Source organism: Parabacteroides sp. HGS0025 (assembly GCF_000969845.1).
In the GTDB taxonomy this organism is placed as follows: domain Bacteria; phylum Bacteroidota; class Bacteroidia; order Bacteroidales; family Tannerellaceae; genus Parabacteroides; species Parabacteroides gordonii.
Genome location: NZ_KQ033909.1, coordinates 1 through 24,287 on the forward strand (window position 1 = coordinate 1; position 24,287 = coordinate 24,287).

The 24,287-nt window shown below is 43.3% G+C and carries 24 protein-coding genes; 15 read left to right on the forward strand and 9 right to left on the reverse strand.

The window, feature by feature from the left end:
• The first annotated feature begins 127 nt into the window (after window positions 1-127).
• Complete coding sequence (gene ltrA, locus HMPREF1212_RS25965; RefSeq protein WP_046151723.1) at window positions 128-1,531, forward strand: group II intron reverse transcriptase/maturase; 1,404 nt, start codon at window positions 128-130, stop codon at window positions 1,529-1,531.
• 155 nt (window positions 1,532-1,686) lie between these two features.
• On the opposite strand, the gene HMPREF1212_RS25970 is transcribed toward ltrA, so the two are convergent.
• From HMPREF1212_RS25970 to HMPREF1212_RS25995, 6 genes are all read right to left on the reverse strand, one after another.
• The gene (locus HMPREF1212_RS25970; RefSeq protein WP_046151724.1) at window positions 1,687-2,214 is read right to left on the reverse strand and encodes an antirestriction protein ArdA; all 528 of its coding nucleotides are present in this window, start codon (window positions 2,212-2,214) and stop codon (window positions 1,687-1,689) included.
• Window positions 2,215-2,767: 553 nt separating this feature from the next.
• Window positions 2,768-4,876 carry a type IA DNA topoisomerase gene (locus HMPREF1212_RS25975; RefSeq protein WP_046151725.1) on the reverse strand — a complete coding sequence of 703 codons (2,109 nt, stop codon included), beginning with the start codon at window positions 4,874-4,876 and terminating at the stop codon, window positions 2,768-2,770.
• A gap of 184 nt (window positions 4,877-5,060) precedes the next feature.
• Window positions 5,061-6,596, reverse strand: a complete 1,536-nt coding sequence (locus tag HMPREF1212_RS25980) for a DUF4099 domain-containing protein (protein ID WP_046151726.1) — start codon at window positions 6,594-6,596, stop codon at window positions 5,061-5,063.
• Window positions 6,597-6,791: 195 nt separating this feature from the next.
• Complete coding sequence (locus HMPREF1212_RS25985; protein ID WP_046151727.1) at window positions 6,792-7,586, reverse strand: ImmA/IrrE family metallo-endopeptidase; 795 nt, start codon at window positions 7,584-7,586, stop codon at window positions 6,792-6,794.
• Complete coding sequence (locus tag HMPREF1212_RS25990; protein ID WP_046151728.1) at window positions 7,570-7,917, reverse strand: hypothetical protein; 348 nt, start codon at window positions 7,915-7,917, stop codon at window positions 7,570-7,572. The genes HMPREF1212_RS25985 and HMPREF1212_RS25990 overlap by 17 nt, the downstream gene beginning before the upstream one ends.
• On the reverse strand, window positions 7,904-8,596 hold the full coding sequence (locus HMPREF1212_RS25995) for a hypothetical protein (protein WP_046151729.1): 693 nt from the start codon (window positions 8,594-8,596) through the stop codon (window positions 7,904-7,906). Before HMPREF1212_RS25995 ends, HMPREF1212_RS25990 begins: the two co-directional genes overlap by 14 nt.
• A 151-nt stretch (window positions 8,597-8,747) precedes the next feature.
• Between HMPREF1212_RS25995 and HMPREF1212_RS26000 the strand changes: the two genes are divergently transcribed.
• The 4 genes from HMPREF1212_RS26000 to HMPREF1212_RS27245 all read left to right on the forward strand — a co-directional run bounded on the left by HMPREF1212_RS26000 (window position 8,748) and on the right by HMPREF1212_RS27245 (window position 11,742).
• On the forward strand, window positions 8,748-9,872 hold the full coding sequence (locus HMPREF1212_RS26000) for an HNH endonuclease (RefSeq protein ID WP_046151730.1): 1,125 nt from the start codon (window positions 8,748-8,750) through the stop codon (window positions 9,870-9,872).
• Between the two features lie 6 nt (window positions 9,873-9,878).
• Window positions 9,879-11,105 (forward strand): nucleotidyltransferase domain-containing protein, encoded by a 1,227-nt coding sequence (locus HMPREF1212_RS26005; protein ID WP_046151731.1) that lies wholly within the window; start codon window positions 9,879-9,881, stop codon window positions 11,103-11,105.
• On the forward strand, window positions 11,092-11,511 hold the full coding sequence (locus tag HMPREF1212_RS26010; RefSeq protein ID WP_052725131.1) for a hypothetical protein: 420 nt from the start codon (window positions 11,092-11,094) through the stop codon (window positions 11,509-11,511). The genes HMPREF1212_RS26005 and HMPREF1212_RS26010 overlap by 14 nt, the downstream gene beginning before the upstream one ends.
• Window positions 11,512-11,604: 93 nt before the next feature.
• A complete protein-coding gene (locus HMPREF1212_RS27245) occupies window positions 11,605-11,742 on the forward strand; it encodes a hypothetical protein (protein WP_198293315.1) in 138 nt (45 codons plus the stop codon).
• A 240-nt stretch (window positions 11,743-11,982) separates the two neighbouring features.
• Here the strand turns inward: HMPREF1212_RS27245 and mobC are convergent, their stop codons facing one another.
• The 3 genes from mobC to mobA are packed head-to-tail and all read right to left on the reverse strand — an operon-like array spanning window position 11,983 to window position 15,761.
• Window positions 11,983-13,992 (reverse strand): conjugal transfer protein MobC, encoded by a 2,010-nt coding sequence (gene mobC / locus HMPREF1212_RS26015; RefSeq protein WP_046151732.1) that lies wholly within the window; start codon window positions 13,990-13,992, stop codon window positions 11,983-11,985.
• 33 nt (window positions 13,993-14,025) lie between these two features.
• On the reverse strand, window positions 14,026-15,327 hold the full coding sequence (gene mobB / locus HMPREF1212_RS26020; protein ID WP_046151733.1) for a conjugal transfer protein MobB: 1,302 nt from the start codon (window positions 15,325-15,327) through the stop codon (window positions 14,026-14,028).
• Between the two features lie 2 nt (window positions 15,328-15,329).
• Window positions 15,330-15,761, reverse strand: coding sequence for a conjugal transfer protein MobA (mobA, locus tag HMPREF1212_RS26025; protein ID WP_046151734.1), 432 nt, complete (start codon window positions 15,759-15,761; stop codon window positions 15,330-15,332).
• Between the two features lie 762 nt (window positions 15,762-16,523).
• Between mobA and HMPREF1212_RS26035 the strand changes: the two genes are divergently transcribed.
• The 10 genes from HMPREF1212_RS26035 (at window position 16,524) to traJ (ending at window position 24,283) form a co-directional block, all read left to right on the forward strand.
• Window positions 16,524-17,294 (forward strand): ParA family protein, encoded by a 771-nt coding sequence (locus tag HMPREF1212_RS26035; protein WP_046151736.1) that lies wholly within the window; start codon window positions 16,524-16,526, stop codon window positions 17,292-17,294.
• Window positions 17,295-17,301: 7 nt separating this feature from the next.
• The gene (locus HMPREF1212_RS26040) at window positions 17,302-17,736 is read left to right on the forward strand and encodes a DUF3408 domain-containing protein (RefSeq protein ID WP_046151737.1); all 435 of its coding nucleotides are present in this window, start codon (window positions 17,302-17,304) and stop codon (window positions 17,734-17,736) included.
• A gap of 12 nt (window positions 17,737-17,748) precedes the next feature.
• The gene (locus tag HMPREF1212_RS26045) at window positions 17,749-18,489 is read left to right on the forward strand and encodes a hypothetical protein (RefSeq protein ID WP_046151738.1); all 741 of its coding nucleotides are present in this window, start codon (window positions 17,749-17,751) and stop codon (window positions 18,487-18,489) included.
• Between the two features lie 149 nt (window positions 18,490-18,638).
• Entirely contained in the window at window positions 18,639-18,941 is a 303-nt protein-coding gene (locus tag HMPREF1212_RS26050) for a DUF4134 domain-containing protein (protein ID WP_046151739.1), read from the forward strand.
• A 24-nt stretch (window positions 18,942-18,965) separates the two neighbouring features.
• Window positions 18,966-19,301 (forward strand): DUF4133 domain-containing protein, encoded by a 336-nt coding sequence (locus tag HMPREF1212_RS26055; RefSeq protein ID WP_046151740.1) that lies wholly within the window; start codon window positions 18,966-18,968, stop codon window positions 19,299-19,301.
• Window positions 19,294-21,792, forward strand: coding sequence for a TraG family conjugative transposon ATPase (locus HMPREF1212_RS26060; RefSeq protein WP_046151741.1), 2,499 nt, complete (start codon window positions 19,294-19,296; stop codon window positions 21,790-21,792). The genes HMPREF1212_RS26055 and HMPREF1212_RS26060 overlap by 8 nt, the downstream gene beginning before the upstream one ends.
• A 43-nt stretch (window positions 21,793-21,835) precedes the next feature.
• Window positions 21,836-22,297: a DUF3876 domain-containing protein gene (locus tag HMPREF1212_RS26065; protein WP_046151742.1), complete on the forward strand. Its 462-nt coding sequence runs from the start codon at window positions 21,836-21,838 to the stop codon at window positions 22,295-22,297.
• An 11-nt stretch (window positions 22,298-22,308) separates the two neighbouring features.
• Entirely contained in the window at window positions 22,309-22,635 is a 327-nt protein-coding gene (locus HMPREF1212_RS26070) for a DUF3876 domain-containing protein (RefSeq protein WP_046151743.1), read from the forward strand.
• A gap of 22 nt (window positions 22,636-22,657) precedes the next feature.
• Complete coding sequence (locus tag HMPREF1212_RS26075) at window positions 22,658-23,278, forward strand: DUF4141 domain-containing protein (RefSeq protein WP_046151744.1); 621 nt, start codon at window positions 22,658-22,660, stop codon at window positions 23,276-23,278.
• Between the two features lie 3 nt (window positions 23,279-23,281).
• Window positions 23,282-24,283, forward strand: a complete 1,002-nt coding sequence (traJ, locus tag HMPREF1212_RS26080) for a conjugative transposon protein TraJ (protein ID WP_082099999.1) — start codon at window positions 23,282-23,284, stop codon at window positions 24,281-24,283.
• The last annotated feature ends 4 nt before the right edge of the window (window positions 24,284-24,287 follow it).

The following is a 24,287-nucleotide window of genomic DNA, read 5'->3' on the forward strand; positions in this document are numbered from 1 at the left end:
TTTTTTTTTTCGGAAGCACGGCTAACAATTGCGGTGAGAAGTCAGCCGATGACATAGTACCGGATTACGAGTTAATTTGGGAAGGTCTGAACCTTATTGTAAGTGAGCAGTAAATGAATGTTACCTGATGAAAGGAGGAATGCAGAAAATATCGACATTGAGAGATAACTGCCTTGAGAAGAATAGGACGGCATCCGAAGGCTATCGAGGAGTGCAGACTTACATTGGGATAACTGAAAACAACCTCACGGAAGTACCCTTTACACAAGACGCACTACTGGAACGTATTCTGTCTCCATCGAACTTGAATACAGCCTATAAACGGGTTGTATCGAATAAAGGCAGTGGCGGAATTGATGGGATGAGTACGGATGGTTTGCTTTTATGGCTTCAAGTCCATAAGGAGGAATTGCTTTCCTCCTTGCGAGCAGGAGGGTATCGTCCCACTCCCGTTCTGCGGGTCGAAATTCCCAAAGAAGGCGGCAAGAGACGCCCTCTGGGTATTTCCACCGTAGTAGACCGTCTTGTTCAACAATCTATTGCACAGGTATTATCACCTATCTATGAACGCATCTTTAGTGACGACAGTTATGGTTTCCGCCCGGGTCGTAGTTGTCACGATGCTCTGCGCAAAAGCCAATTACACGTTAATTCCGGCTACAAGTATGTTGTAGACTTGGATTTAGAGAAATTCTTCGATACGGTCAGTCATAGTCGCTTGATAGAACTCCTGTCGCGTCGCATTAAAGACGGTCGCGTTATCTCTCTTATTCATAAGTATCTGCTGGCTGGAGTTATGATTGGTCACCGCTATGAAGAGACTCTTAAGGGAGTTCCCCAAGGAGGTCCGCTCAGTCCATTGTTAAGCAATATTATGCTTGATGAATTGGACAAAGAGTTGGATAGTCGAGGTCATCGATACGTCCGTTATGCGGACGATTGTATGATTTTCTGCAAGAGCAAACGTGCAGCCGTTCGGGTGAAGGAGAGTATTACTCATTATATTGAGAGTACTCTACACTTGCGTGTAAACCACGAAAAGACGGTAGTTGGCTATATCCGGGGATTAAAGTTTCTTGGTTATAGTTTCTATGTTATGTCTGGTGAATGTCGCTTAAGTGTCCATGCTAAAAGTTTCACCAAGTTCAAGTCCAAATTAAAGGCTTTAACTGGTCGTAGTAATGGTATGGGCTATGAAAAGCGTAAAGCGTCACTTCGCTGCTTTATAATGGGTTGGCTTGAATACTTCAAGTTAGCTGATATAAAGAACAAACTCAAGGATTTGGACACATGGTATCGCCGTCGTCTGCGGATGTGTATCTGGAAGTGCTGGAAGAAAGTAAAGACCCGCTTTAAGAACCTTCAGCGATGTGGAATTGATAAACGTAAAGCATGGGAGTGGGCAAATACTCGCAAGGGTTATTGGCATATCTCGAATAGCTTTATACTCAATCGAGCATTGAGCAATGATAGCATAAGGCGAGCCAATTATCCATTCTTAATGGATTGTTATTGTAAAGTAGTATCGTAAGTAAGGAACCGCCTTGGTACGGATCCGTATGCCGGGTGGTGTGAGAGGACGAAAACAAAAGTAGGAGAAAACTACTTTTGTTTTCTCCTACTCGATTTATGACAGACACTAAAAAAGGCGGATTACTCCGCCTGATTAGTAATTTTCGTAGAGCATTATGAATGCCGGAACACGTAACCGTCCTCGAACCAATAGTCGGTCATAAACAGGTCGCGGGCGAACTTTTCATAGTCAAAGTATGTTTTCGCAAATTCGGGCAGGTCGTAGCACTCATCAACGATTTCATAAGCATAATCTTCTTCATCCTTATATGCGCCCTGAAAATCATCCTCGAAGGAGGAAATCAAGTCGTTTATATCCTTAGAATTTAGATCGTGGCTTTCGTGGTTAAGCCATATCTCGAATGCCTCTTTTCTATCATCATCCATATCGTTAATAGCTTCGATAACTTCAAAGATATTATCCGACAGCCAGCTTTCACCGATAAGTCCAGAGGGTATATATTCCCAATCTTGGAACATAAATTCCGGGTCTTCCTCGTCCTTGTGCAGTTCGCGGCAAGCCTCGTAAAATTCTTCTTTATCGGAATAATCCGAAAGGTCTAACCACTTACCTTCTATTGAACCGTCATTATACTTAGCATAAGTTCCTACATAAATCCGTGCTTCTGATATATTTTCCATAACCTTAATTTTTAATCGGCAGTGCCGGGTTGATTTTTTATTCAGGTGCATTTTCGGTGTAGGAATTAGGGATGTCAAGTATTCACGGATAAAATACTACCCTGAACTTATGCGGTGTGGAGATTTTTCAAGTGAACCCGCAGGGCTTGTGCTTTACTTCCCGTTAAGATTCCGTAAACACCTTTGCACCATGATAGAAAATACCCATCGGGCATTGCCGTATATATTAAGTGGAAAATGCAGAATGCCGGGTTTTTATACTTACGCCCGCGAATGAAGGTACTTAATCCGTAAGTGGATTTTCGTAACCGATAAGGGAGGTAAAGAGATTGCTGCTATAATCGGACAGGAAGAAACGGTAAACGATTCAAGATTGGAAGTACCCGATTAATGGGGAGAGCAATGTCGCTCACTTTGAAGTATGAGCCTTAGATATGGATATAAAAAAAGGCATCCGAAGCCGAAACCCCGGATGCCACCACTAAAAGATCAATATTAAACGACTATTCCGAATCGTAGAACAAAGACCTTTAGTGGCAAAGGTAAGAAGATTTTACTTAAATCGTTTTTTCTTGCTGCTGCCTTTGTTTGGCGGAAACTCAAAGACTGTTTTATAGTCCGCATCGAACCTGACTGCCGCCTCGAAAGTGCTTCCGGTCTTGCTGCTTACGAAACCTTTTATAAAGGCGGTCTTGCCGTTCATTAGCAGGTCTGTCAGCTGTCCGTCCGTCAGCTCCTTTTTGGCAATAGAACGCCATATAGTAAGCCCGCAGCTTTCATTCTGACATTTGGCGACTTTATTGTAAATAACTACATTCCCGCTCTTGCATTTCGGGCAAGGGCATGACTGGCGGTTATCTGTCCGCTCGATGGCGGTAGAGAGCAATTCCGTAGTGATCTGTGAAGCGTAAACTTCTATACCCTTATGGAACGTAGCGGCATCCATTTCGCCCGAAGCAATTTTATTCAGGGCTTGTTCCCATTGTCCTGTCATGGCAACATCCGCTATCTTTTTGTCTTTAACGGCAAGATAGACCACCAATCCTTTATTTGTCGGAACTAATGCTTTTTTCTCACGCGAAATATACTCGCGGGAAAATAATGTTTCAATAATCGCCGCACGGGTTGCTGGAGTTCCGATACCGCACTCTTTCATCGCTTCGCGTTCTTCCTCGTTTTCGACCTCCTTGCCTGCACTCTCCATCGCTCCGAGCAATGAGCTTTCCGTGTGAAGTGGTCGGGGCTTAGTTTGCTTTTCCTGAATCTCACAATCACGAATAGGCAGACTATCGCCCTCAATTAAAACGGGTAGAACTGCCGTATCATCTTCATCGTTTGGCTCGTCCTTAACATTAAATACCGCCCTCCAGCCGGGGACGAGCGTAACGCTACCTTTGCAGGAAAAGTGTACGCCGCCCGTGTCAAGCGATACGGTGGTGTTCTCTTTGATGCAACATTCGCCGAAGGCTTCCAGCATACGCCCGGCAACCATATCGTAGATGATCTGTTCATCTTTGGATAATCCCGTAGCGGGATCTTCCGTAATGATGATAGCATGGTGGTCGGTAACTTTCGTATCGTCCACACTGCGGGTATTAAGCGTGGTATCGAATCTGTTGTCGATATATGCTTTAAAATCGGGATGCGAGCGAAGCATAGCGATACGATGCGGTATTTCCTCCAGTACATCTTGGGAAATATATCGGCTTCCTGTGCGCGGGTAGGAAATTTTCTTTGCCTCGTACAATGCTTGTGCTATCGTCAGGGTTTTATCCGCCGAAAAACCATGCTTGCTGTTGGCTTCCTTTTGAAGTGTGGTAAGGTCGTACAAAAGTGGCGGTTCTTGTTTGACTTCCTTACGCTCAACGCCCGTAATCTCAACAGTATCGGCGGCTTTGACCTGTGCTGTTACTTCTTCGGCAATGGTGCGTGTAACGAACTTATCTACCGAATGAACGGCAAATGCCGTAGCATCTTTGGCGGTATGGAGCTTCAAACGGAAATAGGTTTGCGGCTTGAAATCCTTATTTTCAAGATAACGGCTGCAAATAATCGCCAGTGTCGGGGTCTGCACCCTGCCGAGCGACCAAACGCCGTAACCTGCCGAAATAGAAAGTGCCTGACTGCTGTTGATACCCACCAACCAATCCGCCTGACTTCGGGCTTTAGCCGAAGCGTAGAGGTTATCGTAATCGCTACCGGGACGGAGGGTTTTGAATCCGTCCTTGATAGCACGGTCGGTAAGTGAGCTTATCCAAAGCCTTTCAAACGGAAGGGTGCATCCTATATAGTCAAATATATAGCGGAATATGAGTTCCCCTTCACGTCCGGCATCGGTAGCAACAATGATCGAATCTCCACGGCGGAATAACTCGCGTATTACGTTTAGCTGCTTCATCACTCCCGGATCGTTCTTGTACTCTTTGCCCTCTTTGATTTGTCGGGGCAAAAGTTTAAACTCGTTTGGAAGTATCGGCAGGTTCTCGCTCTGGAAGCCTGTGATACCGTACTGTTCGGGCATGGCAAGCCCTACTAAATGTCCAAAAGCCCACGTGACGGCATAGCCGCCGCCCTCCATGTAGCCCTCTTTCTTTTGTGTAGCACCCACGATAGCGGCAATATCTCGCGCTACGCTGGGCTTTTCTGCTATTATTATTTTCATTTAACTTTGATCTTTTAGTGGTTTATTTTTTAAGATGCCGGATAATTTTTCTGTCGTAGTAGATATGGTAGCCATCTACATAATATTCGCTGTTGCTGTCATTTGAATTGCCCGGCTTTGACAAAATGACAATCAGAATTGCTATGGCGATTATTAATACGACAATGCAAGCTGCTATCATGGCTTACAGCTTACGTCCTTTAGACTTGGCAGGCTTTTTCTCTTCCTGTTTCTGCTCTTTCTTTTCAGCTTGCTTCTCTGTGGGCTGGGTCTGACCTTTCTTTAGCGGCTCGGTGGAATGCTTGGTCGCTTCATTGGTCTTACCCTCGTTATTGACCGCGACCTGTGTTTTGCTTTCGGCGGCAGGTTTCACGTTCTGACCTTCCTGCGCTTTCTTTGCCTCAATCGCCCGAACCTGATCGGGATGCTTACCTGTGTGGCGAACTTTCCCTAAGCTATCGTCAATCCATACCCACGCATTGTACTTCTGCCCCTTTTGGTCGGTAGCCTCTACTTTCTGCGCTCCCGAAGCATCAGCCTGTTGTTTGGGTTTTTGTGATTCCATGCCATTGACAAATACAGGCTCTTTGTTGCACAGCTTCTTAAAATCTTCACCCGAAAGCTGTACGCCTGCCTGTTTGGAGTAAACCCATACCTCGCCGATTTTTCGGGCTTTGGGTACTTTCTGATCCTCGCCTGTTTTCTCGCCCTGCTTGGCTTGCCGATTTTGGTTGTGCTGTTGCCGTTGTTCATCGCTGAACTTAAAGTCGAAGTTCTTATTGGCGGCGTTGTACTGCACGAAGCGAGAAATCTTTTCTGGCTGTTCGCCCTGCTGCACCTTCTTATCCATTCCCTCTATCCATACGGCTTTACCATCTTTCAAGCCCTGCTGTTGCTCAGGGGAAAGGGTTGCTCCTTTTAGCGTTTGCGGGATACTAATTTCGGATTGTGGTTTAGCCTCAAAGCGATTGGTGAGCTTGTCGAGAGAAATAAGCGAAGGTACTTTCTCGCCGTTTACCTCCAAATCGAATACGCGCCCACCGTTACCGTTCTTTAGGAACTCGTTTTTATCCTGTTCGGTAAAGACCACGCCCATAAACGGCTTGTCGAAATCGGGCTGCTCCTGCTTGGGATGGGTAGCGATTTTAATGCTGTCGTCCGCCTCCTTTTCCAACGACAGGCGGGCTTGCATCGGAAACTCCTTCCCGTCAATCACAGGTTTAATCTCCAACAATCCCGGCGACTTATGTCCGTAGACCATAGCTTTGAGTGCGTCCTGCAAGCTGTCGCCCGAAAGCCCTAACTTTTCGACCTCTTTCCAGTTGAGCTTATTGAGGTCTAAGGGCTGATATTTGCCTGTAAACTCTACCTCTATGCGTATCTTACCGTCAAATTTGACACGGTACGGATCGAGTGCCTTGTCCTTGTGGTCGATACGGATAAGTTTGTCGAAGAAAGCCGCGACTTTATCTACGGCTGATGTGCTGACGGCGTAAACGCCCGTGTGCGAGGGGTGGCTGAACTGCGCCGCAAATTTTTTGAAGAAGTTTTCCAACGCATTGCCGTTGGTGTCGATCTTCATAAACTGGTCGGCATTCTCTTTGGTGGGATTGACGGTTTTTATTTTCCCGTCCTGTTCTCCGGCAATGGCTTTTAGCTTGCCGTCCTCGCCCTGTGTCAGTAAGACTTTAGGCTCGTCTGTTTTTACTTTTTCATCCATAATAAAATGATTTTAAATTCTGCATTAATAGTAATACAGAACGAAAATACACCTAACTAATGGACTGATTGCAAGGTTTTAATGCGGTGGATGCTTGTGTCCGGGGTTGTCTGGGGTGTTTTGAAAAAATGGGCATAAAAAAACGCCACCTTCGTTTTAAGAAAGTGGCGATTTTCGTATTCCATAATTTGTGAATTAATCTTCCCAAAAAAGACTTAATGCTGAATCCTTATGTGTAATACAATGTTCGTAAAATTTCCTTTGTAAATCTTCATCTTTTACGTAATTAAAACAATCTACTGCCCAAACTTGCTCTGTTTTGAACACTTCTGCAATATGGTTATTATTGAAATAATCTCCCATAACAGTATTTCGTGGTACAATTTTGTCATTAATCAACCATTTGAAAGGAAAATCGTCACTTGAGTAAGTCCATCTTATAATATTGTTTTCAGCATATACTACAAGAATAGGATAGTTTCCAATGTCTGCAAATCGCAAAGCACATGCTGTCCTACTTACTTTGTATTCAGTTCTCAAGAAGTCAATTACATCAATGCCAAATTTTTTACTTCCTATATCTTTTCGAAAACGCTCTTCGGGCATTAATAAACAGGATGCAAAATAATCAGCCTCACGCTCAATTGAAAAAAATTGTGCTTTGTTGGTATGAGAAGGGTGTGGCTCTAATAAACCGTTTTTCAATCCTATTCTATGCGTATCAATAAAATAGTGCCCAAGCTCGTGTGCTAAAGTAAACCGTCCTCTTTCCGTATTAATTTTATTTCCTTTATCAGTATTAAGATGAATATAAAATTTCCCATCATCAAAAATTGTCATTCCATCAAAAGTATTACTCTCGTAATTGTCGTAAAATACTTCTAACTTTTCATCTTTGACGATTTCTTCAAGTGGGGTAATTTTTTTATCAAACTGTAAAGCAATATACTCTGCCAGTCGTTTTATTCTTGGATTATTCTTCTTCGCCATCGTTGTTTTTGCGATGCTTTTTAGTCATTTTGTCAAGGATATGTTTAGGAACTTCTTGCCCTTTTCGCGCAACCATTCTCAATTCCTCAATCTCACTATTGAGTTCATCTTTCTTTTCAATCTTAAGCACTTTTGTAGCACAGGAGCAAACATTACCTTCTATAATTAATCTTGCATCAATCGAAACATCTTTTAATTTAAAATCATAATCTGCGTACAATTTATTAAATCTTGCAAGTTCTAATTCATTTGTCGGGAATAAGAATCCTGTAGAACGAAACCACTCCTCCAGATTCTGATTGTTGATTTTATTTTTATTATTTGTTTTCATTGACTTTGTTTATATAATTATTTACAAGGTCGGTTGCTTCTTTCCTGTATACTCTAATGGAAGCTTGCGTTAAATCCAACTGCTCTTGTAATTTATTGCTTACAGAACGAGGAATGTTTTTGTCTTTCTCTGGCTTGTATGCTAAATAAGTAAAGTAAATTATTCTATGCTTTAGAGAAAGCCCTTGTAACACCTTTTCCAAAAAACTCAAACTCTCCTTTAATTCCTTTTGCTTCTCAATGTTCTCGGGAGCACATACGTTAATAAGTTCATCCACATTTTCTATTAAGGATAAATCTTCCTCTTCTGTGGGTTGAGCACAAGTATCTCTATTCTTAAAAAGCAATATCTGAGTATACAATATTTTATACATCCACATAAGGATAGCTTTATCCACATTTTTTGTGTTTGCTTTTTTTAAATCAAAAGTATGAGCACTCTTCCATACTTTATCAAAAGTGCATTGTGCTGCTAAGAAAGCTATGGCATCATTATATTCAAATTTAGAACACTGAATTTCTGCCTTCTGCAATATATCTCGTTGGTATCGGTCACAGAAAACACAAAAAGCTAACTCTGCTTCATTGTGAAACTCATCTTTGAATGAGATGTATTCCAATAATTCAGAGCCAGCCATATTTTCAAAATCTATTTTTTCTGTCATTACATCACTTTCCATTTATATACTAAAAGCGTTACTAACGGAATTGGTATATAGTTGAAGGGATACCAATTATCTAACAAAGATAAACATTATTAAGGGAATAGATAGAATTTAACCCTAACGGAATGAGTATATAGTAAAATGATAACGAATAAATTGATATATAATGAGCGTAACAAGCATATCAGATAAAAACAAAAATCTTCTTTGGGCAATATCCGGAGGAAGATGTGAATATGCAGGATGTAACAAGGTTTTACATACAGACATATTGACTAAAAAAACATATAATAGTGCCTATATTGCACATATTGTCGCTGATTCACCCAATGGACCAAGAGGAGATACTACTCGTTCTGTACAGCTTTGCGATAATATAGACAATTTAATGTTGCTCTGTAACGAACATCATAATTTGATTGATAAGTTTGATATAGCAGGACATCCCGAATCTCGGTTATTAATGATGAAGCGACAACATGAACAACGTATCAAACGAATAACTGATATTACTCCAAATATGTTCAGTGAAATAATTTTATTTGGAGCAAATATTGGGGTAAATAGTTCGCCTTTGTCTTACAGGTCAGCGAGTGAAGCACTGCTCTATGATTATTACCCGGCAAGTGATTATCCCATTGAGCTTGGTTTCAAGAATGCACCTTTTACTGATGACAAAGATGTTTATTGGTTGGCAGAAGGAGCAAACCTTGAAGAACAGTTTAATCTGAAAATTAAACCAAGAATAATGCAGGGAAATTCAGATCATTATTCTGTATTTGCTCTTGCTCCACAGCCATTGTTAATAAAATTAGGAGCCCTATTGAACGATTTGAATAATGTAAAAGTATATCAGAAACACAGAGAACCTTCTACTTGGAAGTGGCAAGTAGCTTCTTCCGATATTAAATATGTACTTCACGAACCTATTGACAAAACGAAAACTCCTGTTCTTATATTTAGCTTGAGTGCAACAATAAAACACGATAGGATACTAAAGACACTGGGTGATAATGTAAGTATATGGGAGGTTACAATAAGTGGTACTCCAAACAATGATTTCTTAAAGACGGAAGCATTGCTATCCGATTTTCGCATTACTGTTCGATCGACTTTTGATAAAATTAAATATTATCATGGCTGTACGGATTTACATATTTTTCCGGCTATGCCTGTTTCTGCATCTGTTGAATTGGGGCGAGTATGGATGCCTAAAGTCGATATGCCTTTAGCAATATATGATGCAAATAAAGTGAAAGACGATTTTTATAAGACAATAACAATAAAATAATTATATATGCTTACACAAGAAGAAAAAAAACAATTTAGTGAGATTTTAGAAACACTCGGAGAAACATTGGATATTACAGAATCCCAATATAACGCCGCCGTTAGTAGTTATGGAGCAGTTGGAGAATGGCTGGCAAAGCCTGAATCATCACTCGCACCATATAAGCCTATCATTCGTCCTCAAGGTTCATTCATGCTTGGAACAATGATTAAACCTGTTTGTGAAGAAGATGATTTGGATATTGATTTAGTGTGTGAATTGACAGGTAAAAATCCACAATGGGCACAATACCATCTCAAACAAGCAATTGGAGATCGAATTAAGGCAAACGAAACCTACAAAAATATGCTTGATGAGGAAGGAAGAAGATGTTGGACATTGGCGTACTCCGATAATGCCAATTATCACATGGATATACTTCCAAGCCTTGTTAGTATTGGATATGACACTGTACTTGAAAAAGCTTTTTCTGCTTCAGCACTGGATGAAAAATATGATTCGTTAGCAATACGCATTACTGACAATGAACAAAGTAATTACTATACAGATACTATTGCTGAGAATTGGATGAAAAGTAATCCATTTGGTTATGGCAGATGGTTTTTTAATGTAGCTGACGTTACAACATTGCGTAAATCTATGATGTTGTCGGAAGCCGTAAATCCTGTTCCAAAGTATAACAAGGAAAAACTACCCCTTCAACGAGTTGTTCAAATTCTAAAAAGGCATCGTGATATGATGTTTAACGGAGATGAAGATAAACCTATTTCCATAATTATAACAACACTGGCTTCAAAGGCATACAACAAAGAAACTTCTGTCATAGACGCATTAACGAGCGTGATTGCTAATATGCACAGCTATATTGAAAGCCGTTTTGACCCTAAAGTGGGTAAGGTTATTAAATGGATTCCAAACCCTGTGAATCCAGAAGAAAACTTTGCAGATAAATGGGTAGAGCATCCTCAAAGGGAAAAGAACTTCTACAAATGGCTTGACCAAGTTGAGTCTGATATACAAACTATTCTCCAAAAACGAGGATTGCAATATATTGCCGAAGCGATGAAAAAGCCTTTTGGAGAACAGGCAGTTACGAAAACATTCTCTACTTTGGGAGAAAACAAACTAAACCTTAGGGAAAGTGGTTCTTTAAAAATGGCAGCAGGCACAGGTATTCTTAGTTCAATAGGGAGTGTTGCCGCAGCATCGCATAATTTTCATGGCAACGATTAAAAAGAAACGAATTTCAGTTCATGCTCAAGGAGGAATGCTTCGACATTATTTTCCAGATTCGACTTTGAAAATTATTGGTTTTGACAGAGGGTTTGTTTGGGAAGGAAAGCTTAAACCTTCCAATTTAAGTATTACATATGATATAAGAATAGTGTATAATATAGGGCATGATCCTAATATATATGTAATAAATCCGATGCCACTGCCATTAGCTAAAGATGCAACCAAGCTCCCACATATATATGATCACGAAAAGCAGCATTTATGTTTATATCACAGGCGTATGAATGAATGGAATGCAAGTAAAATGATTGCAAAAACTATTATTCCATGGGCAAGCGAATGGCTACTTCATTATGAAATATGGGTTGCCACAGGTATTTGGCACGGTGGTGGAATACATTAATCATGGTTTATTAAGTCAACCATATGGTAAAATGACTTTAATCAGGAATCAATCCACCTGTGTTGTTCGGATTGAAAGCAAATTCTGAAAGTAATGGCTAAAAAAGTTACAAGTAAAGCTGCTGCTTCTGCCGCTTCGAAAGTCTTGAGAGATGGAAGGACGAGCAAAACAAGCAAAACTGCTGCTGGAAGTGCACTTTCTCAAAGAGAAAAAAGTGGAAAGAGAAAGTAAGCAGCAAAAGTAAAGAGCGTAGAAAAGATAAAATGTAAAAAATGAGATTCGATCTTACAGACACTCCCAATTGAGGTTTAATGTACCTTACAATATTTTTTCTTTTCAAACGCCCTCTATGGGCTTTGGGGAGGGGATTTGAAAAGAAAAAATATTTATGAATTACTTGTGTCAGATTTATTACCTCATGTATGATCAAGTGCTAACTTTTACAGATAAAACTACGCTCTTTATATTTATTTATTCCTCCTTCGGCAATAAATGGCAAAGGTCGGGATCATCTTTTATGCGCTGCAATTCATCGGCGACAATCTGTTTCGTTTCAGCTTTGATGCGGTCGTAATTCTCCTTAATCATCTCCTTCATTCGATCAACACCGTTTTCATCTACAAAGTTGGTGATAACGGGTATTTTCTTGTAAGCCTTTGTTTCAGTGGAAACTCGTTCGTTGTCGACCACAATCTCACAGTGAAAAATCTTTTGCTCTATCCGCTCATCGAAGTTATCCGCCACCGCACCCACAAACATACCTTGTGTGAGATTGGAAATTTTGGACGGCGGTATTAAGCTATCCATTTGTGTAGAAATAGAGGTTGATTTATCGTTACGGTTTATCGTCATGGACTGGCGTTTCTGCAACACTTTTCCGAAACGGTCAGACAGAGTTTTAGCCGTATCACCAACTACTTGACCCGAAAAGATGTTACCTACGGTGTTCATCACTACCGCTGCCTCTTTATCTCCATAGTCGCGCTTTAGCTGCGAAAAATCCTGAAAGCCTAACAGCACGGCAACCTTGTTGCTTCGGGCGGTAGCTATCAAATTATCCAATCCTTTGAAATAAATTGTCGGCAACTCGTCAATGATAACCGAACTCTTTAGCTGACCTTTCTTATTAATCAGTTTTACAATGCGGGAATTATACAAACCGAGAGCCGCACCATAGATATTCTGACGGTCGGGATTGTTCCCCACCACCAACATTTTAGGATCATCGGGGTTATTAATATCAAGGCTAAATTCATCACCCGACATTACCCAATAAAGTTGTGGGGAAATCATGCGGGAAAGCGGAATTTTAGCACTTGCAATTTGCCCCTGCAACTGATCCGCCGCGCCTCCAAGCCACGCATCCATAAAGGGCGAAAGGTAATTTTCCAAGTCGGGATAAGAGGTCAGAATCGGGAAAATATCTTCGTAGCGTTTGTTCAAAAACTCTATGGCATGAGGAAAAGTGCAATACTTCCCGTCCTCGTAGATGCGCAAGTACCATATAATAGCGGCGAACAGGATAATCGGAGATTCGACAAAGAAATCACCCTGCTTCTGCACCCATGTACGATTCAAGTTCAACATGATTGTGTATGCCGATTCGTAGGCATCCGAAATATCATCCATAAAAGAGGGATTAATCGGATTGCAACGGTGCGAACGCGAAGGATCGTCAAAGTTAATCACGTAAAATGTCGGTACTTTCTCGTAGCCTTCTCGGTTGTTCAGCAAGTGGTTGTATGCAATGGTCGCGAGGTCGGGAAACTTAAAATCGTACACATAGAGCGAAAAACCCTTTTCGATTTGCTGTTTGATAAAGTTGTTCACCACTGCATAAGACTTACCCGAACCCGGAGTGCCGAGAACGATTGCCGCACGAAACGGATTAACGACATTAATCCAGCCTTTCCACTGCTTCTTTTTATACCAGAATTTCGTAGGCAGATTTACCGAATAGTCGTTTACCATCAGGCGGGTTTCCTGCATGAACGATTCGTTTTCGGTATTGAAAACATCGTCAAACATATTGTTTTTGAGTAGGCGCGACATCCATGTACCTGCCATCAAAAGCAATATAAAGCCTACCGAAATAGTAAAAATATAAAATCCTGCGTTGGCAATTTTGGGTAACGGTAAGTATAGCAACCACCAATTCAGAAAGAAAAATATAAAGCCTAATGTAAGGCATACGTATATTTTATTCCATGTAATCTTTTCCTCTTTTACGCCCTTTGTTCCCAAACAAGACAATGCAAGAAACACGACCGCAAAGATTTTCGTCCACAGGATTGAGTTAAACAGTCCTGCGGTGTTATTAAAGTTCATCAGGATTTTATCGACTACGCCGATATTGATTCCCCACTCGTTTATTGCCTGATAGCAGAACCAGTAAATGTTCATCAGTACGAACAATACACTGATTGCCCGCATAAACTCCATGACTTTTGCCAAGCCTCTTAAATCATCTTCATTTTGCATAATTATTGATTTTAAAATTGTTATTAATCAGATTTATTGCTGCCTTCCATACCTGCGCTTTTTCTTTCTCTTGCGCTTGATGGTCGGCTGTTTGTTTTCCTCCCCTGCGGTTTCAGGGGTAAGGATGGATAGCAAGCTACCCATAGGATCATCGCTGCGATCCGACTGCGATTCGACATTGCTTGCAACTTGCCCGGAGGGTGTCGGAGCAGACGGCTTGCGGCTGTTGTCCGGCTCAATGGGTTGTTGAATTTTTGGAGCTTGCAGATCCTCGCGCTGCTCTTGTTGCGGCGAACTATCTGCAAAACGCTCGTTCAGAACATTAGCCGAAAATTCTTTACCCAAACGAGAACCGTTCAAGACTACCCGCTGCTCGTGGTCGATAAACGTAGCCCCGAAAATGCGTCCTTCATTGTTGCGCCGTAACACAAGGTCGATACCTTTTTCCCGCAAAGCCGCTCGGAACTCGCTTTCTGTGCGGGTGCTTGCGAGGGACGCGGAAACGGTAGCACGGGTTTGTTTGGCTACGCCGTCTGTCTTAATCGTTTCTTTCGACTTATCGAATTTCGCATCCAACCCCTCAATACCGATAGTCTTTCCGAACAATGATGATTTTAAGGGCTTACCGACACGGTTGCCCTCACCGTCCAACGCCGAGTAAACCAAACCACGATACGGCTTGCCGTTGTTATCCCCTTTGACTTCCTCCACACCTACATTATATAAGGATAGCAAAGCCTTGTACTCGCCCAGCGTTTGAAAGCGGTACATTTCAGCAAGCGGTTTGATAACGTTTGCCAGCTGCTTTTTTAAGTTCCCCTGGCTAACTTCCACCGGAGTAAGTTGCCATGCCTCACCCTGATTTTGAACTTTGGCGGGTATCAAGTTATATTCCTGCTCCAGTTCTCGCCTAATCTTGTTGCTTCGGTCTTTCCCAAAGCTGTCGGGAATAAGCGAGCCATCGGGTCGAACACGGGTCGAAACAATGTGTATGTGCTGGCGGTCGATGTCCTCATGTTTGAAAATCATGTAGGGCTGATTGCCGTAGCCCAACCACTCCATATACTTTTGTCCGATCTCGGTAAGCTGTTCATCGGTCAGCTTATCGTCCGGGTGCGGGTTCAGCGAAACATGAATTACGGGCTTCTTGGTGGTGATATGCGAGGGCATAAACCGCTCGAAATCCTGCATACAGGCGGAGGCATTGAACACTCCATCGGTGGGTTCGATCACTAAATTAGTCGCCAAAACCTTAGCTAAACCCTCGTCCACCTTCTCCTGATTGTAGGAAAGTGCGCCGTAAAGATTGCTCCCGTGCGAGATTTTTGCGACCATTTTTACAGGAATTTAGCCTTAAATTGCTCGCATAGCTGCATCACTTCACGCCCGATTCCTGCCAGTTCGATAGTCGCTTTCTCCAACTTATAGAGCAACGCCAACGCTTTTTTCTCTCCGAAATTGGCGTGTAATTCCTTCACAATTTGGTTATAGTTTACTCCAACGCTTCGGAATTGCCCGTGTAAAGCGGTCAGTTTTGCGGTAAATTCGACAGCCGATGCGTCCGTTTTTACCACCCGGAACTCATCACCGAAGATGCGTGCCGAGATAAAACTGGACAAAGAATGTACGCCCGACTGCTCGAAAAGGGCAAGAAAATCGGCGTGCTGCTGTTCGGTGAGATTCACCGTGAGCCTGCGTTTGGCAGGATCATTCTTCGGGGGTCTGCCCCCTTTTCCCCGCTTGCGGGGTACTGTTTTTTCTTCGTTCATAACATTGATCTTTTAGTGGGTGCGTCCGCGCACACCGAATTATTAAATCTTTATGCGATGCGGACTGTTGTTCGTATCCTAATTTTCCCGACTTCGGAGAGGAAAAACCCTCTGGAAGAGCAAGAGGTTGTATGCAGCAAAACTTGTTTTGTGATGCAAACAACACATCTTGCTATTTGCCAAAATGCAAATACTTTTTGCCCGCAAGGGGCAGTTTACGACCCCGAAAAATCGGGATAAGTACCTGCTCTTTGACGGGCATTTTTCATTGCCGGAACTACCTTAAAAATCGGCATGAAAACCTCCGTAACATTTCATGCTGCAAAGTTATGGTCTTAATTAATCTCCTGAAAGTCAATAAGTATAGACAAAGCCGGACAGAAGCTACCACCCATAGAAAAGATGATGTCGGACTGAAAAAGAAGGCGTTTATTTGCCGAAGAAATGGATTTGAAGCCTTGTTGATTTACGAAATTATTAAAGCAAAAAAGCAACAATTTGAATTTGTATTGTCGTGCTGTTGTACTGTCGTACTGATGTGAATAAGTGCTGTCGTATCTGTATATCGCTTTACATTTTTAGTCCTGCGATTATGTATTTCGGCAAGTAGTTGAACAGGCAGAAAACTATCAACGCATTTCAATCCATTGATAGGAAAGCATCGTAGTCAATAGGGAGATAATCGAGTATCAATTTAAAAACAGCAGTACCGCATCAGTGGTACAAATCATTCAATAAATAACAATTAAAACAAGTAGTGAAATGAAAAAAGAAGAAAGCAAAAAAGAACCGAAGTATGTAGCGTTCAGCACTCAAAAAGGCGGAGCGGGAAAAACGACCCTCACCGTTTTAATCGCAAGCTACCTGCATTATGTCAAGGGTTACACTGTGGCAATCGTGGATTGCGACTACCCGCAACACTCTATCAGTGAAATGCGGGAACGCGATTTTAAAATGGTAGCGGATGATGAGTATTACAAAGGAATGGCTTACGAACAGTTTACACGTCTGGAGGGAAAGAAAGCCTATCCCGTAATTGAAAGCAGCACGGAAAAAGCGTTGAACGATGCCGATGCGCTTTGTGAGCAGGGCGAATATGACTTTGTATTCTTCGACCTGCCCGGAACGATGAACAATCGAGATTTAGTTCTCGCCCTTGCCAGTATGGACTATATCATTGCTCCGATTGCCGCAGACCGTGTGGTGATGGAAAGTACCCTTAACTATATGATAGTGGTAAGGGATAATATTGTGAATACGGGCAAATCCAATATCAAAGCCATGCGCCTGCTTTGGAATATGGTCGATGGTAGAGAAAAATCCGAACTCTACGAAGTGTATGAGGCAGTAATTAAGGAATTAGGATTTACCACTCTTGAAACATTTATTCCTGACAGCAAGCGTTTCCGCCGAGAACAATCTGTCAATCACAAAGCCTTGTTCCGCTCTACATTATTCCCGGCAGATAAATCCCTTGTCAAAGGCAGCAATATTGATGCCCTTACAGATGAGCTGTTGGAACTGTTAAAGTAAGCGTACTATGGCAAAGAAAGTAGATACATCGGGGTTTGATGCCGATTTCATTATTGGTCAAACTAAGCCTGACAATCGAGAAAATCCGCAGGCTATACAACCGCCCGAACCTGTACCGGAAGAAACGCCGCCACCTGAGCAAGAAAGTATTGCTGTTAATTCTCCGCAAGAGATAAAGGAAGCCTCAAAGCGTAAGCGGGGGCAACAATCCGCCGGATTTAAAGAAACATTTCTGAAACGTAACGAAATCAAGACACGGCAATGTGTCTATATCAGCTACGATGTTCATGCAGTTATCGCAAAACTTGTCAGGGCTTTGGTCGATGCAGGCAACGATATATCGGTAGGCGGATATATTGACACGGTACTTAATGAGCATCTGCAACTCCATAAGGAAGAAATAAATGAGCTATACCGACAACAGCGTAACGATTTATTGTAAAACAAATAAGCTATGGAACGATATATCATTTCAGCCATTGTGCTGTATGTGCTTTTTCTTGCCTTGTATCTGCTTCGAGAACGAATGATAAAGCGCAAAAAAAATGCAGCAAAAAACCCTGCTTTTAATCCGTTTCGTTCTGCCCCGAAAGAGGACATTGTAGGCAAAAGCAAATTTGACCTTAGACAATCCCGGACAGAAGCTACCACACTGATTCATAATGAAAAACGAGTGGAAAATACCAATACATTTGCTGACGAAAGTAAAAAAGATGCTCCAGTGGCAACCCTTCCGGTTGAAACGGAAACAGTCTTATCCGATAACAATATGACGGACGAAAATTCAAACGAGATCAATGTAGAAGTTGAGAACACACCCCTCGAATTTGAGCCGGAATATAACGATGAGGATTTAGACGAAGAAGAAACAGAGGACGAAGATACCGAAGGGGTCGCCGGGGTTTCGATGGCACTCGGACTTGACTTCAACAACTTGGCGGGTATGGTGCGAACGGTAGAAGCTGCCGACAGCGCAACATCCGAAGAAAAAGAAGAAGCCGGACGGGTTTTGGTCGAAATACGAAAGACTGAAATGTTTGAACAGGTCGCGGGCGATGAACCGAAAAAGAAAGTAGTGTCCGCTTTGATGGACGATTACTTCGCTGCCTTCCATCGCAAGAAACGGGAAGCGGTAGAAACGGACGAACCAGCGGTGAAAGCACCGAAAGAATTTGATGTACGCAAGTTTGCGTAGAATGTGTAACCATTAAAAACAAAGAGAAATGAAAGAACGGGATTACGGTTAGCTACGCGCTGATAACCACTAAAAGATCAAGTTAAACAACATTATTCACTTGGTACAGGGGACTATTCCACCCCCTGTACCATTAATCAAAAATTCGTATGACAAAGAAAAAAATTCTTATGTCGGCAGCCTTTGTTTTGGCTGCCGTATCATCCGCTTTTGCTCAGGGTAACGGTATCGGTGGAATCACCGAAGCTACCAATATGGTAACAAGTTACTTTGACCCCGGCACAAAACTTATCTACGCCATCGGCGCAGTCGTGGGGCTTATCGGCGGAATCAAAGTCTATAACAAGTTTTCGAGTGGCGATCCCGATACCTCTAAAACCGCCGCCTCATGGTTCGGCGCGTGTATCTTTTTGATCGTTGCCGCAACTATCCTACGCTCCTTCTTCTTGTAATCCATTTCAAAAACCAAATAAGAAATGGAGCATAATATTAATAAAGGCATTGGCAAGAGTGTGGAATTTAAGGGCTTGAAAAGTCAGTATCTATTCATCTTCGCAGGTGGTCTGTTATCCGTATTCATAGTCTTTGTGATTATGTATATGGCGGGCATCGACCAATGGGTCTGTATCGGCTTCGGCGTTATCGCCGCCTCCGCATTGGTATGGCTGACATTCAACCTGAATGCGAAATACGGTGAACACGGGCTTATGAAAATGCTTGCCAAACGGCAGCACCCGCGCTACCTGATAAACCGCAAAAATTCCCGCCGCTTGTTCCAACGCCAAAGAAGAAAGGAGGCAACCTATGCGTAACACAATGAAAGCGGCTACCATCGAAAGTAAATTCCCGCTGTTGGCAGTAGAGCAAGACTGTATCATCAGCAAGGATGCGGATATAACGGTAGCCTTCCGTGTCGGTCTGCCGGAACTGTTTACCGTAACCAACACCGAATATGAAGCCATACACTCGGCTTGGACGAAAGCCATCAAGGTTTTGCCCGATTACTCGGTAATCCATAAACAGGACTGGTTTGTGAAGGAGAACTACAAACCGCAAACGGATAAGGAGGATATGAGCTTCCTGTCCCGCTCGTTTGAGAAGCATTTCAACGAACGACCCTACCTGAACCACACGTGCTTTTTGTTCCTGACAAAAACGACAAAGGATAGAATGCGTATGCAGTCTAACTTTTCATCGCTCTGTCGCGGAAACATCATACCCAAAGAGGTAAACAAGGACACGGCAATAAAGTTTATGGAGGCGGTGGGTCAGTTTGAGCGCATCGTAAACGATTCGGGATTTATCTCTCTTACGCGCCTTACTTCGGACGAGATTACGGGAACGGAGAACGAGGCGGGACTTATTGAAAAATACTTCGCCCTCTCGCTCGATGATACCACCTGTTTACAGGATATGGAACTTGGAGCGGACGGTCTTCAAATCGGAGCAAAGAAAGTGTGCCTGCACACAATTTCCGATGTGGAGGACTTGCCCGGAACGGTCGGAACGGATATGCGATATGAGCGACTTTCTACGGATAGAAGCGACTGCCGATTATCGTTTGCCGCACCTGTGGGTTTACTCTTATCGTGCGATCATGTGTATAACCAGTACATATTTTTGGACGATTCGGCGGAGAACCTGCGAAAGTTTGAGAAGTCAGCCCGCAATATGCAATCGTTGTCGAAGTACAGTCGAGGAAACCAAATTAACAAGGAGTGGATCGACAAGTACCTGAATGAAGCGCACAGTTTCGGGCTTACTTCCGTCAGAGCGCACTTCAACGTGATGGCATGGAGCGATAGCGAGGACGAATTGAAACATATCCGCAACGATGTGGGTAGCCAGCTTGCCCTTATGGAGTGTAAGCCCCGCCACAATACAGTGGATGCCGCTACACTCTATTGGGCTGCAATGCCCGGCAATGCGGGTGATTTTCCGAGCGAGGAAAGTTTTTACACTTTCATCGAACCTGCGTTGTGCTTCTTTACCGAGGAAACCAACTACCAATCTTCGCCTTCACCGTTCGGTATCAAGATGTGCGACCGTGTAAGCGGCAAACCGCTCCATGTGGATATATCGGATTTACCTATGAAACGCGGGATAACCACTAACAGAAACAAGTTTGTGTTAGGGCCATCCGGTAGCGGTAAATCCTTTTTTATGAACCACATGGTCAGGCAGTATTGGGAACAGGGAACGCATGTAGTCTTGGTCGATACGGGTAACTCTTATCAGGGTTTGTGTGAAATGGTACGCCGCAGAACCAAAGGTCAGGACGGAATCTACTTCACCTACACCGAAGAAAATCCGATCTCTTTTAATCCATTTTATACGGACGATTACGTGTTCGATGTGGAGAAAAAGGACAGTATTAAAACGCTGCTGCTGACCCTCTGGAAATCCGAAGATGATAAGACAAGCAAAACCGAATCGGGAGAACTCGGCAGTGCGGTATCGGCGTATATCGAAAAGATTCGTGCTGACCGTACCATTGTCCCGTCGTTCAACACCTTCTATGAATATATGTTAGGTGACTATCGCCGTGAGCTGGAGGAACGCGAAATCAAGGTAAGCAAGGACGATTTTAATATCGACAATATGCTTACCACCCTGCGCCAGTATTATCGTGGCGGGCGTTTCGACTTCCTGCTCAATTCGGAGCAGAATATCGACCTGTTGAATAAGAGCTTTATCGTGTTTGAGATTGACAGTATTAAGGAAAACAAAGAGCTTTTCCCTATTGTAACAATCATCATCATGGAGGCATTCATCAATAAGATGCGCCGATTGAAAGGTGTTCGTAAACAACTGATCGTTGAAGAGGCATGGAAGGCTCTATCGTCTGCAAACATGGCTGAATATCTGAAATATATGTACAAAACCGTCCGTAAATACTTCGGTGAAGCCATCGTCGTAACGCAGGAGGTGGACGATATTATCGCATCGCCCATTGTCAAGGAATCCATCATCAATAACTCCGACTGCAAAATCCTGCTCGATCAGCGCAAGTACATGAACAAATTTGACAGCATCCAAGCCCTTTTAGGTCTGACAGAAAAAGAGAAAGGGCAAATCCTGTCGATCAACATGGCGAACCATCCGAGCCGAAAATACAAGGAAGTATGGTTTGGGCTGGGCGGTGTGCAGTCGGCGGTATATGCAACAGAGGTAAGTATGGAAGAATACATGACTTATACGACCGAAGAGAGCGAAAAGATGGAGGTGTTCAATAAGACGGACGAGTTGGACGGTAACTATGAGCTGGCTATAAAACAGATAGCCGAAAGTAAGCGGAAGTAAATTATTAATCGGGCGGTAAAGCCCCATAAACCACTAAAAGATCATGTTAAAAAGATTCAGTAATGAACAACTGGAGAAATTGCTTCTCCATACGGTAGGAATCAACAGTATTCTTACCGAAGCTCTGCTTTCGCAGGACGAACCGCCTTTTGAGGCAGATACGATAGCCGATGTAAACCTCGATATTGTAGTAATTGACCCGAACAGGGGCAGAGCCGAACAACCGAAAATCGAATTGGACTTGGATGCTCTGTGCGGTGATTGGAAAGGCGGTAAAAAGAAATCCGACCTGTTGATATTCAAGGCTGCGCCGGGCTATATGATTGCACTCGGAAAGAAACCTAAGAACGGTGATGTCGGCGATTGCTACCTCATTCACGAGTTCAGGGGCAATATCTGTTTCAATGCGGGGGATGGTGCTGTCATTATTTCCTACGATGAAAAGCAAGATGCGATTACCCTCTTTCCCGGAGGTGAATACAAGCGTGTAGAAACAAAAAACTAAGGAGGTATGCCATGTTCAGCAAATGTAGTGTTGCCGACCCTTGCGCGGCACAGTTGGATTTCGACCTGTGGGAGATTACGGGACGTTGGGTAAGTACGAGTGGTGCGCCTGCGGTAAATGTTTACCGCAATACCTCCCGCAAGGGCGGAGGCATAAGGCTTCGACTTACATACAACAACCCGCAGGCGGTCTGCGATTGTGCCGTAAAATGTGTTTTCGGTCAGCACTACATCGACCTGTACGGGCAGCTTGGGTTGGCTTATGACCATGAGCGGGAAGTGTTAATCCTTTCCTCCTACGGCGAATATGTAAGGGCGGAAGATTCTGCCGAAAATTAATAACAATTAAAAAATTACGAATATGAAAAAGATTCTTTTCAGCCTGTTTGCAGTAATGATTTGCTGCACCTATCAGGCAAAGGCACAGTGGGCAGTTATTGACCCCTCGAACCTTGTTCAAAATATCCTGACGGTTTCCAAAACCGCGACAACGGCAAGCAACGTAATCAACTCTTTTAAGGAAATGCAGAAAATCTACGATCAGGGAAAGGAGTATTACGACAAGCTGCAAGCGGTTCACAACATCATCAAGGATGCCCGCAAGGTCAAGGAAACGGTGGCGATGGTCAGCGAAATATCGCAGATATATTCTACCAACTTCAACAAAATGCTGATGGATAAAAATTTCAGCCACAAGGAGCTGGAAGCTATATCGGGCGGCTACGCCAAGCTATTGAAAGAGAGCGGCAATCTGGTTTCGGACATCAAGAACGTGGTTTCCGGCTCGAACGGGTTGTCTATGACCGATGCCGAGCGTATGGCGATCATTGACGGCATACACAGCAAGATGGTCGAGTACCGCAACCTTGTCAAATACTTTTCCAAGAAAAGTATCTCCGTTTCCTTTATCCGCAGTCAGGAAAAAGGCGATATGGAGCAGGTTCGCGCCCTGTATGGTGATCCATCCGATAGATACTGGTAAGCCATGACATTGCTTGCAATAAACTTTGACAACCTGCATCAGCTTCTACGGAATCTGTATCAGGATATGATGCCCCTTTGCGGCGATATGATCGGTATCGCCAAAGGGGTGGCAGGCTTGGGCGCACTCTTCTACGTTGCCTACCGTGTGTGGCAAGCATTGGGGAGAGCAGAACCCATCGACGTGTTCCCCCTGCTCAGACCCTTTGCCATTGGGCTGTGCATTATGTTCTTTCCTACAATAGTATTAGGTACGATTAACGCCGTGATGTCGCCTGTGGTTAAAGGAACGCATAGCATCCTTGAATCACAAATGACCGATGTTCAGGCATTACAAGCGGAAAAAGATGCACTGGAGTATGATGCGCGGGTGCGGGAAGGTAAAGCGTGGTTGGTCGATGACGAGGAATACGACAAGAAGATGGAAGATTTAGGTGTTTTTGATGCGGCGGAAATCATCGGAATGTGGGCGGAACGCACATGGTACGATATGAAAATGTGGTTTCGGCAGATGGTTCGGGATTTCTTCGAGCTGCTGTTTAACGCCGCTGCCCTTACGATTGATACCTTACGCACCTTCTTCTTGGTGGTGCTGTCAATCTTAGGGCCGCTGGCGTTTGCCCTCTCCATTTATGACGGTTTCCAGTCCACGCTCACCAACTGGATTTCCCGCTACATCAGCGTGTACCTGTGGCTACCTATTGCCGACCTGTTTTCAGCTATACTGTCTAAAATTCAGGCACTCATGCTGCAAATGGATATAGCCCTGCTGAAAGACCCTTCCTATGTACCGGACGGCTCGAACGGTGTGTATATCATCTTCCTTATCATCGGGATAATCGGGTATTTCTCGATACCGACCGTTGCGGGTTGGGTGATTCAAGCCGGAGGCGGTAGCGGTACACGTGGAGTAAACACGGCGGCAAGCAAAGGGGCTGCCCTTGCGGGTGGTGTTGCCGGAGCTGCTGCAGGGAACGTAGCCGGACGCTTATTAGGTAAAAAGTAAGGCA

Bases quoted from the DNA above. Each gene is read 5' to 3' on its own strand.
- ltrA (WP_046151723.1), top strand. From the start codon at position 128: ATGAAAGGAGGAATGCAGAAAATATCGACATTGAGAGATAACTGCCTT.
- HMPREF1212_RS25970 (WP_046151724.1), bottom strand. From the start codon at position 2,214: ATGGAAAATATATCAGAAGCACGGATTTATGTAGGAACTTATGCTAAG.
- HMPREF1212_RS25975 (WP_046151725.1), bottom strand. From the start codon at position 4,876: ATGAAAATAATAATAGCAGAAAAGCCCAGCGTAGCGCGAGATATTGCC.
- HMPREF1212_RS25980 (WP_046151726.1), bottom strand. From the start codon at position 6,596: ATGGATGAAAAAGTAAAAACAGACGAGCCTAAAGTCTTACTGACACAG.
- HMPREF1212_RS25985 (WP_046151727.1), bottom strand. From the start codon at position 7,586: ATGGCGAAGAAGAATAATCCAAGAATAAAACGACTGGCAGAGTATATT.
- HMPREF1212_RS25990 (WP_046151728.1), bottom strand. From the start codon at position 7,917: ATGAAAACAAATAATAAAAATAAAATCAACAATCAGAATCTGGAGGAG.
- HMPREF1212_RS25995 (WP_046151729.1), bottom strand. From the start codon at position 8,596: ATGGAAAGTGATGTAATGACAGAAAAAATAGATTTTGAAAATATGGCT.
- HMPREF1212_RS26000 (WP_046151730.1), top strand. From the start codon at position 8,748: ATGAGCGTAACAAGCATATCAGATAAAAACAAAAATCTTCTTTGGGCA.
- HMPREF1212_RS26005 (WP_046151731.1), top strand. From the start codon at position 9,879: ATGCTTACACAAGAAGAAAAAAAACAATTTAGTGAGATTTTAGAAACA.
- HMPREF1212_RS26010 (WP_052725131.1), top strand. From the start codon at position 11,092: ATGGCAACGATTAAAAAGAAACGAATTTCAGTTCATGCTCAAGGAGGA.
- HMPREF1212_RS27245 (WP_198293315.1), top strand. From the start codon at position 11,605: ATGGCTAAAAAAGTTACAAGTAAAGCTGCTGCTTCTGCCGCTTCGAAA.
- mobC (WP_046151732.1), bottom strand. From the start codon at position 13,992: ATGCAAAATGAAGATGATTTAAGAGGCTTGGCAAAAGTCATGGAGTTT.
- mobB (WP_046151733.1), bottom strand. From the start codon at position 15,327: ATGGTCGCAAAAATCTCGCACGGGAGCAATCTTTACGGCGCACTTTCC.
- mobA (WP_046151734.1), bottom strand. From the start codon at position 15,761: ATGAACGAAGAAAAAACAGTACCCCGCAAGCGGGGAAAAGGGGGCAGA.
- HMPREF1212_RS26035 (WP_046151736.1), top strand. From the start codon at position 16,524: ATGAAAAAAGAAGAAAGCAAAAAAGAACCGAAGTATGTAGCGTTCAGC.
- HMPREF1212_RS26040 (WP_046151737.1), top strand. From the start codon at position 17,302: ATGGCAAAGAAAGTAGATACATCGGGGTTTGATGCCGATTTCATTATT.
- HMPREF1212_RS26045 (WP_046151738.1), top strand. From the start codon at position 17,749: ATGGAACGATATATCATTTCAGCCATTGTGCTGTATGTGCTTTTTCTT.
- HMPREF1212_RS26050 (WP_046151739.1), top strand. From the start codon at position 18,639: ATGACAAAGAAAAAAATTCTTATGTCGGCAGCCTTTGTTTTGGCTGCC.
- HMPREF1212_RS26055 (WP_046151740.1), top strand. From the start codon at position 18,966: ATGGAGCATAATATTAATAAAGGCATTGGCAAGAGTGTGGAATTTAAG.
- HMPREF1212_RS26060 (WP_046151741.1), top strand. From the start codon at position 19,294: ATGCGTAACACAATGAAAGCGGCTACCATCGAAAGTAAATTCCCGCTG.
- HMPREF1212_RS26065 (WP_046151742.1), top strand. From the start codon at position 21,836: ATGTTAAAAAGATTCAGTAATGAACAACTGGAGAAATTGCTTCTCCAT.
- HMPREF1212_RS26070 (WP_046151743.1), top strand. From the start codon at position 22,309: ATGTTCAGCAAATGTAGTGTTGCCGACCCTTGCGCGGCACAGTTGGAT.
- HMPREF1212_RS26075 (WP_046151744.1), top strand. From the start codon at position 22,658: ATGAAAAAGATTCTTTTCAGCCTGTTTGCAGTAATGATTTGCTGCACC.
- traJ (WP_082099999.1), top strand. From the start codon at position 23,282: ATGACATTGCTTGCAATAAACTTTGACAACCTGCATCAGCTTCTACGG.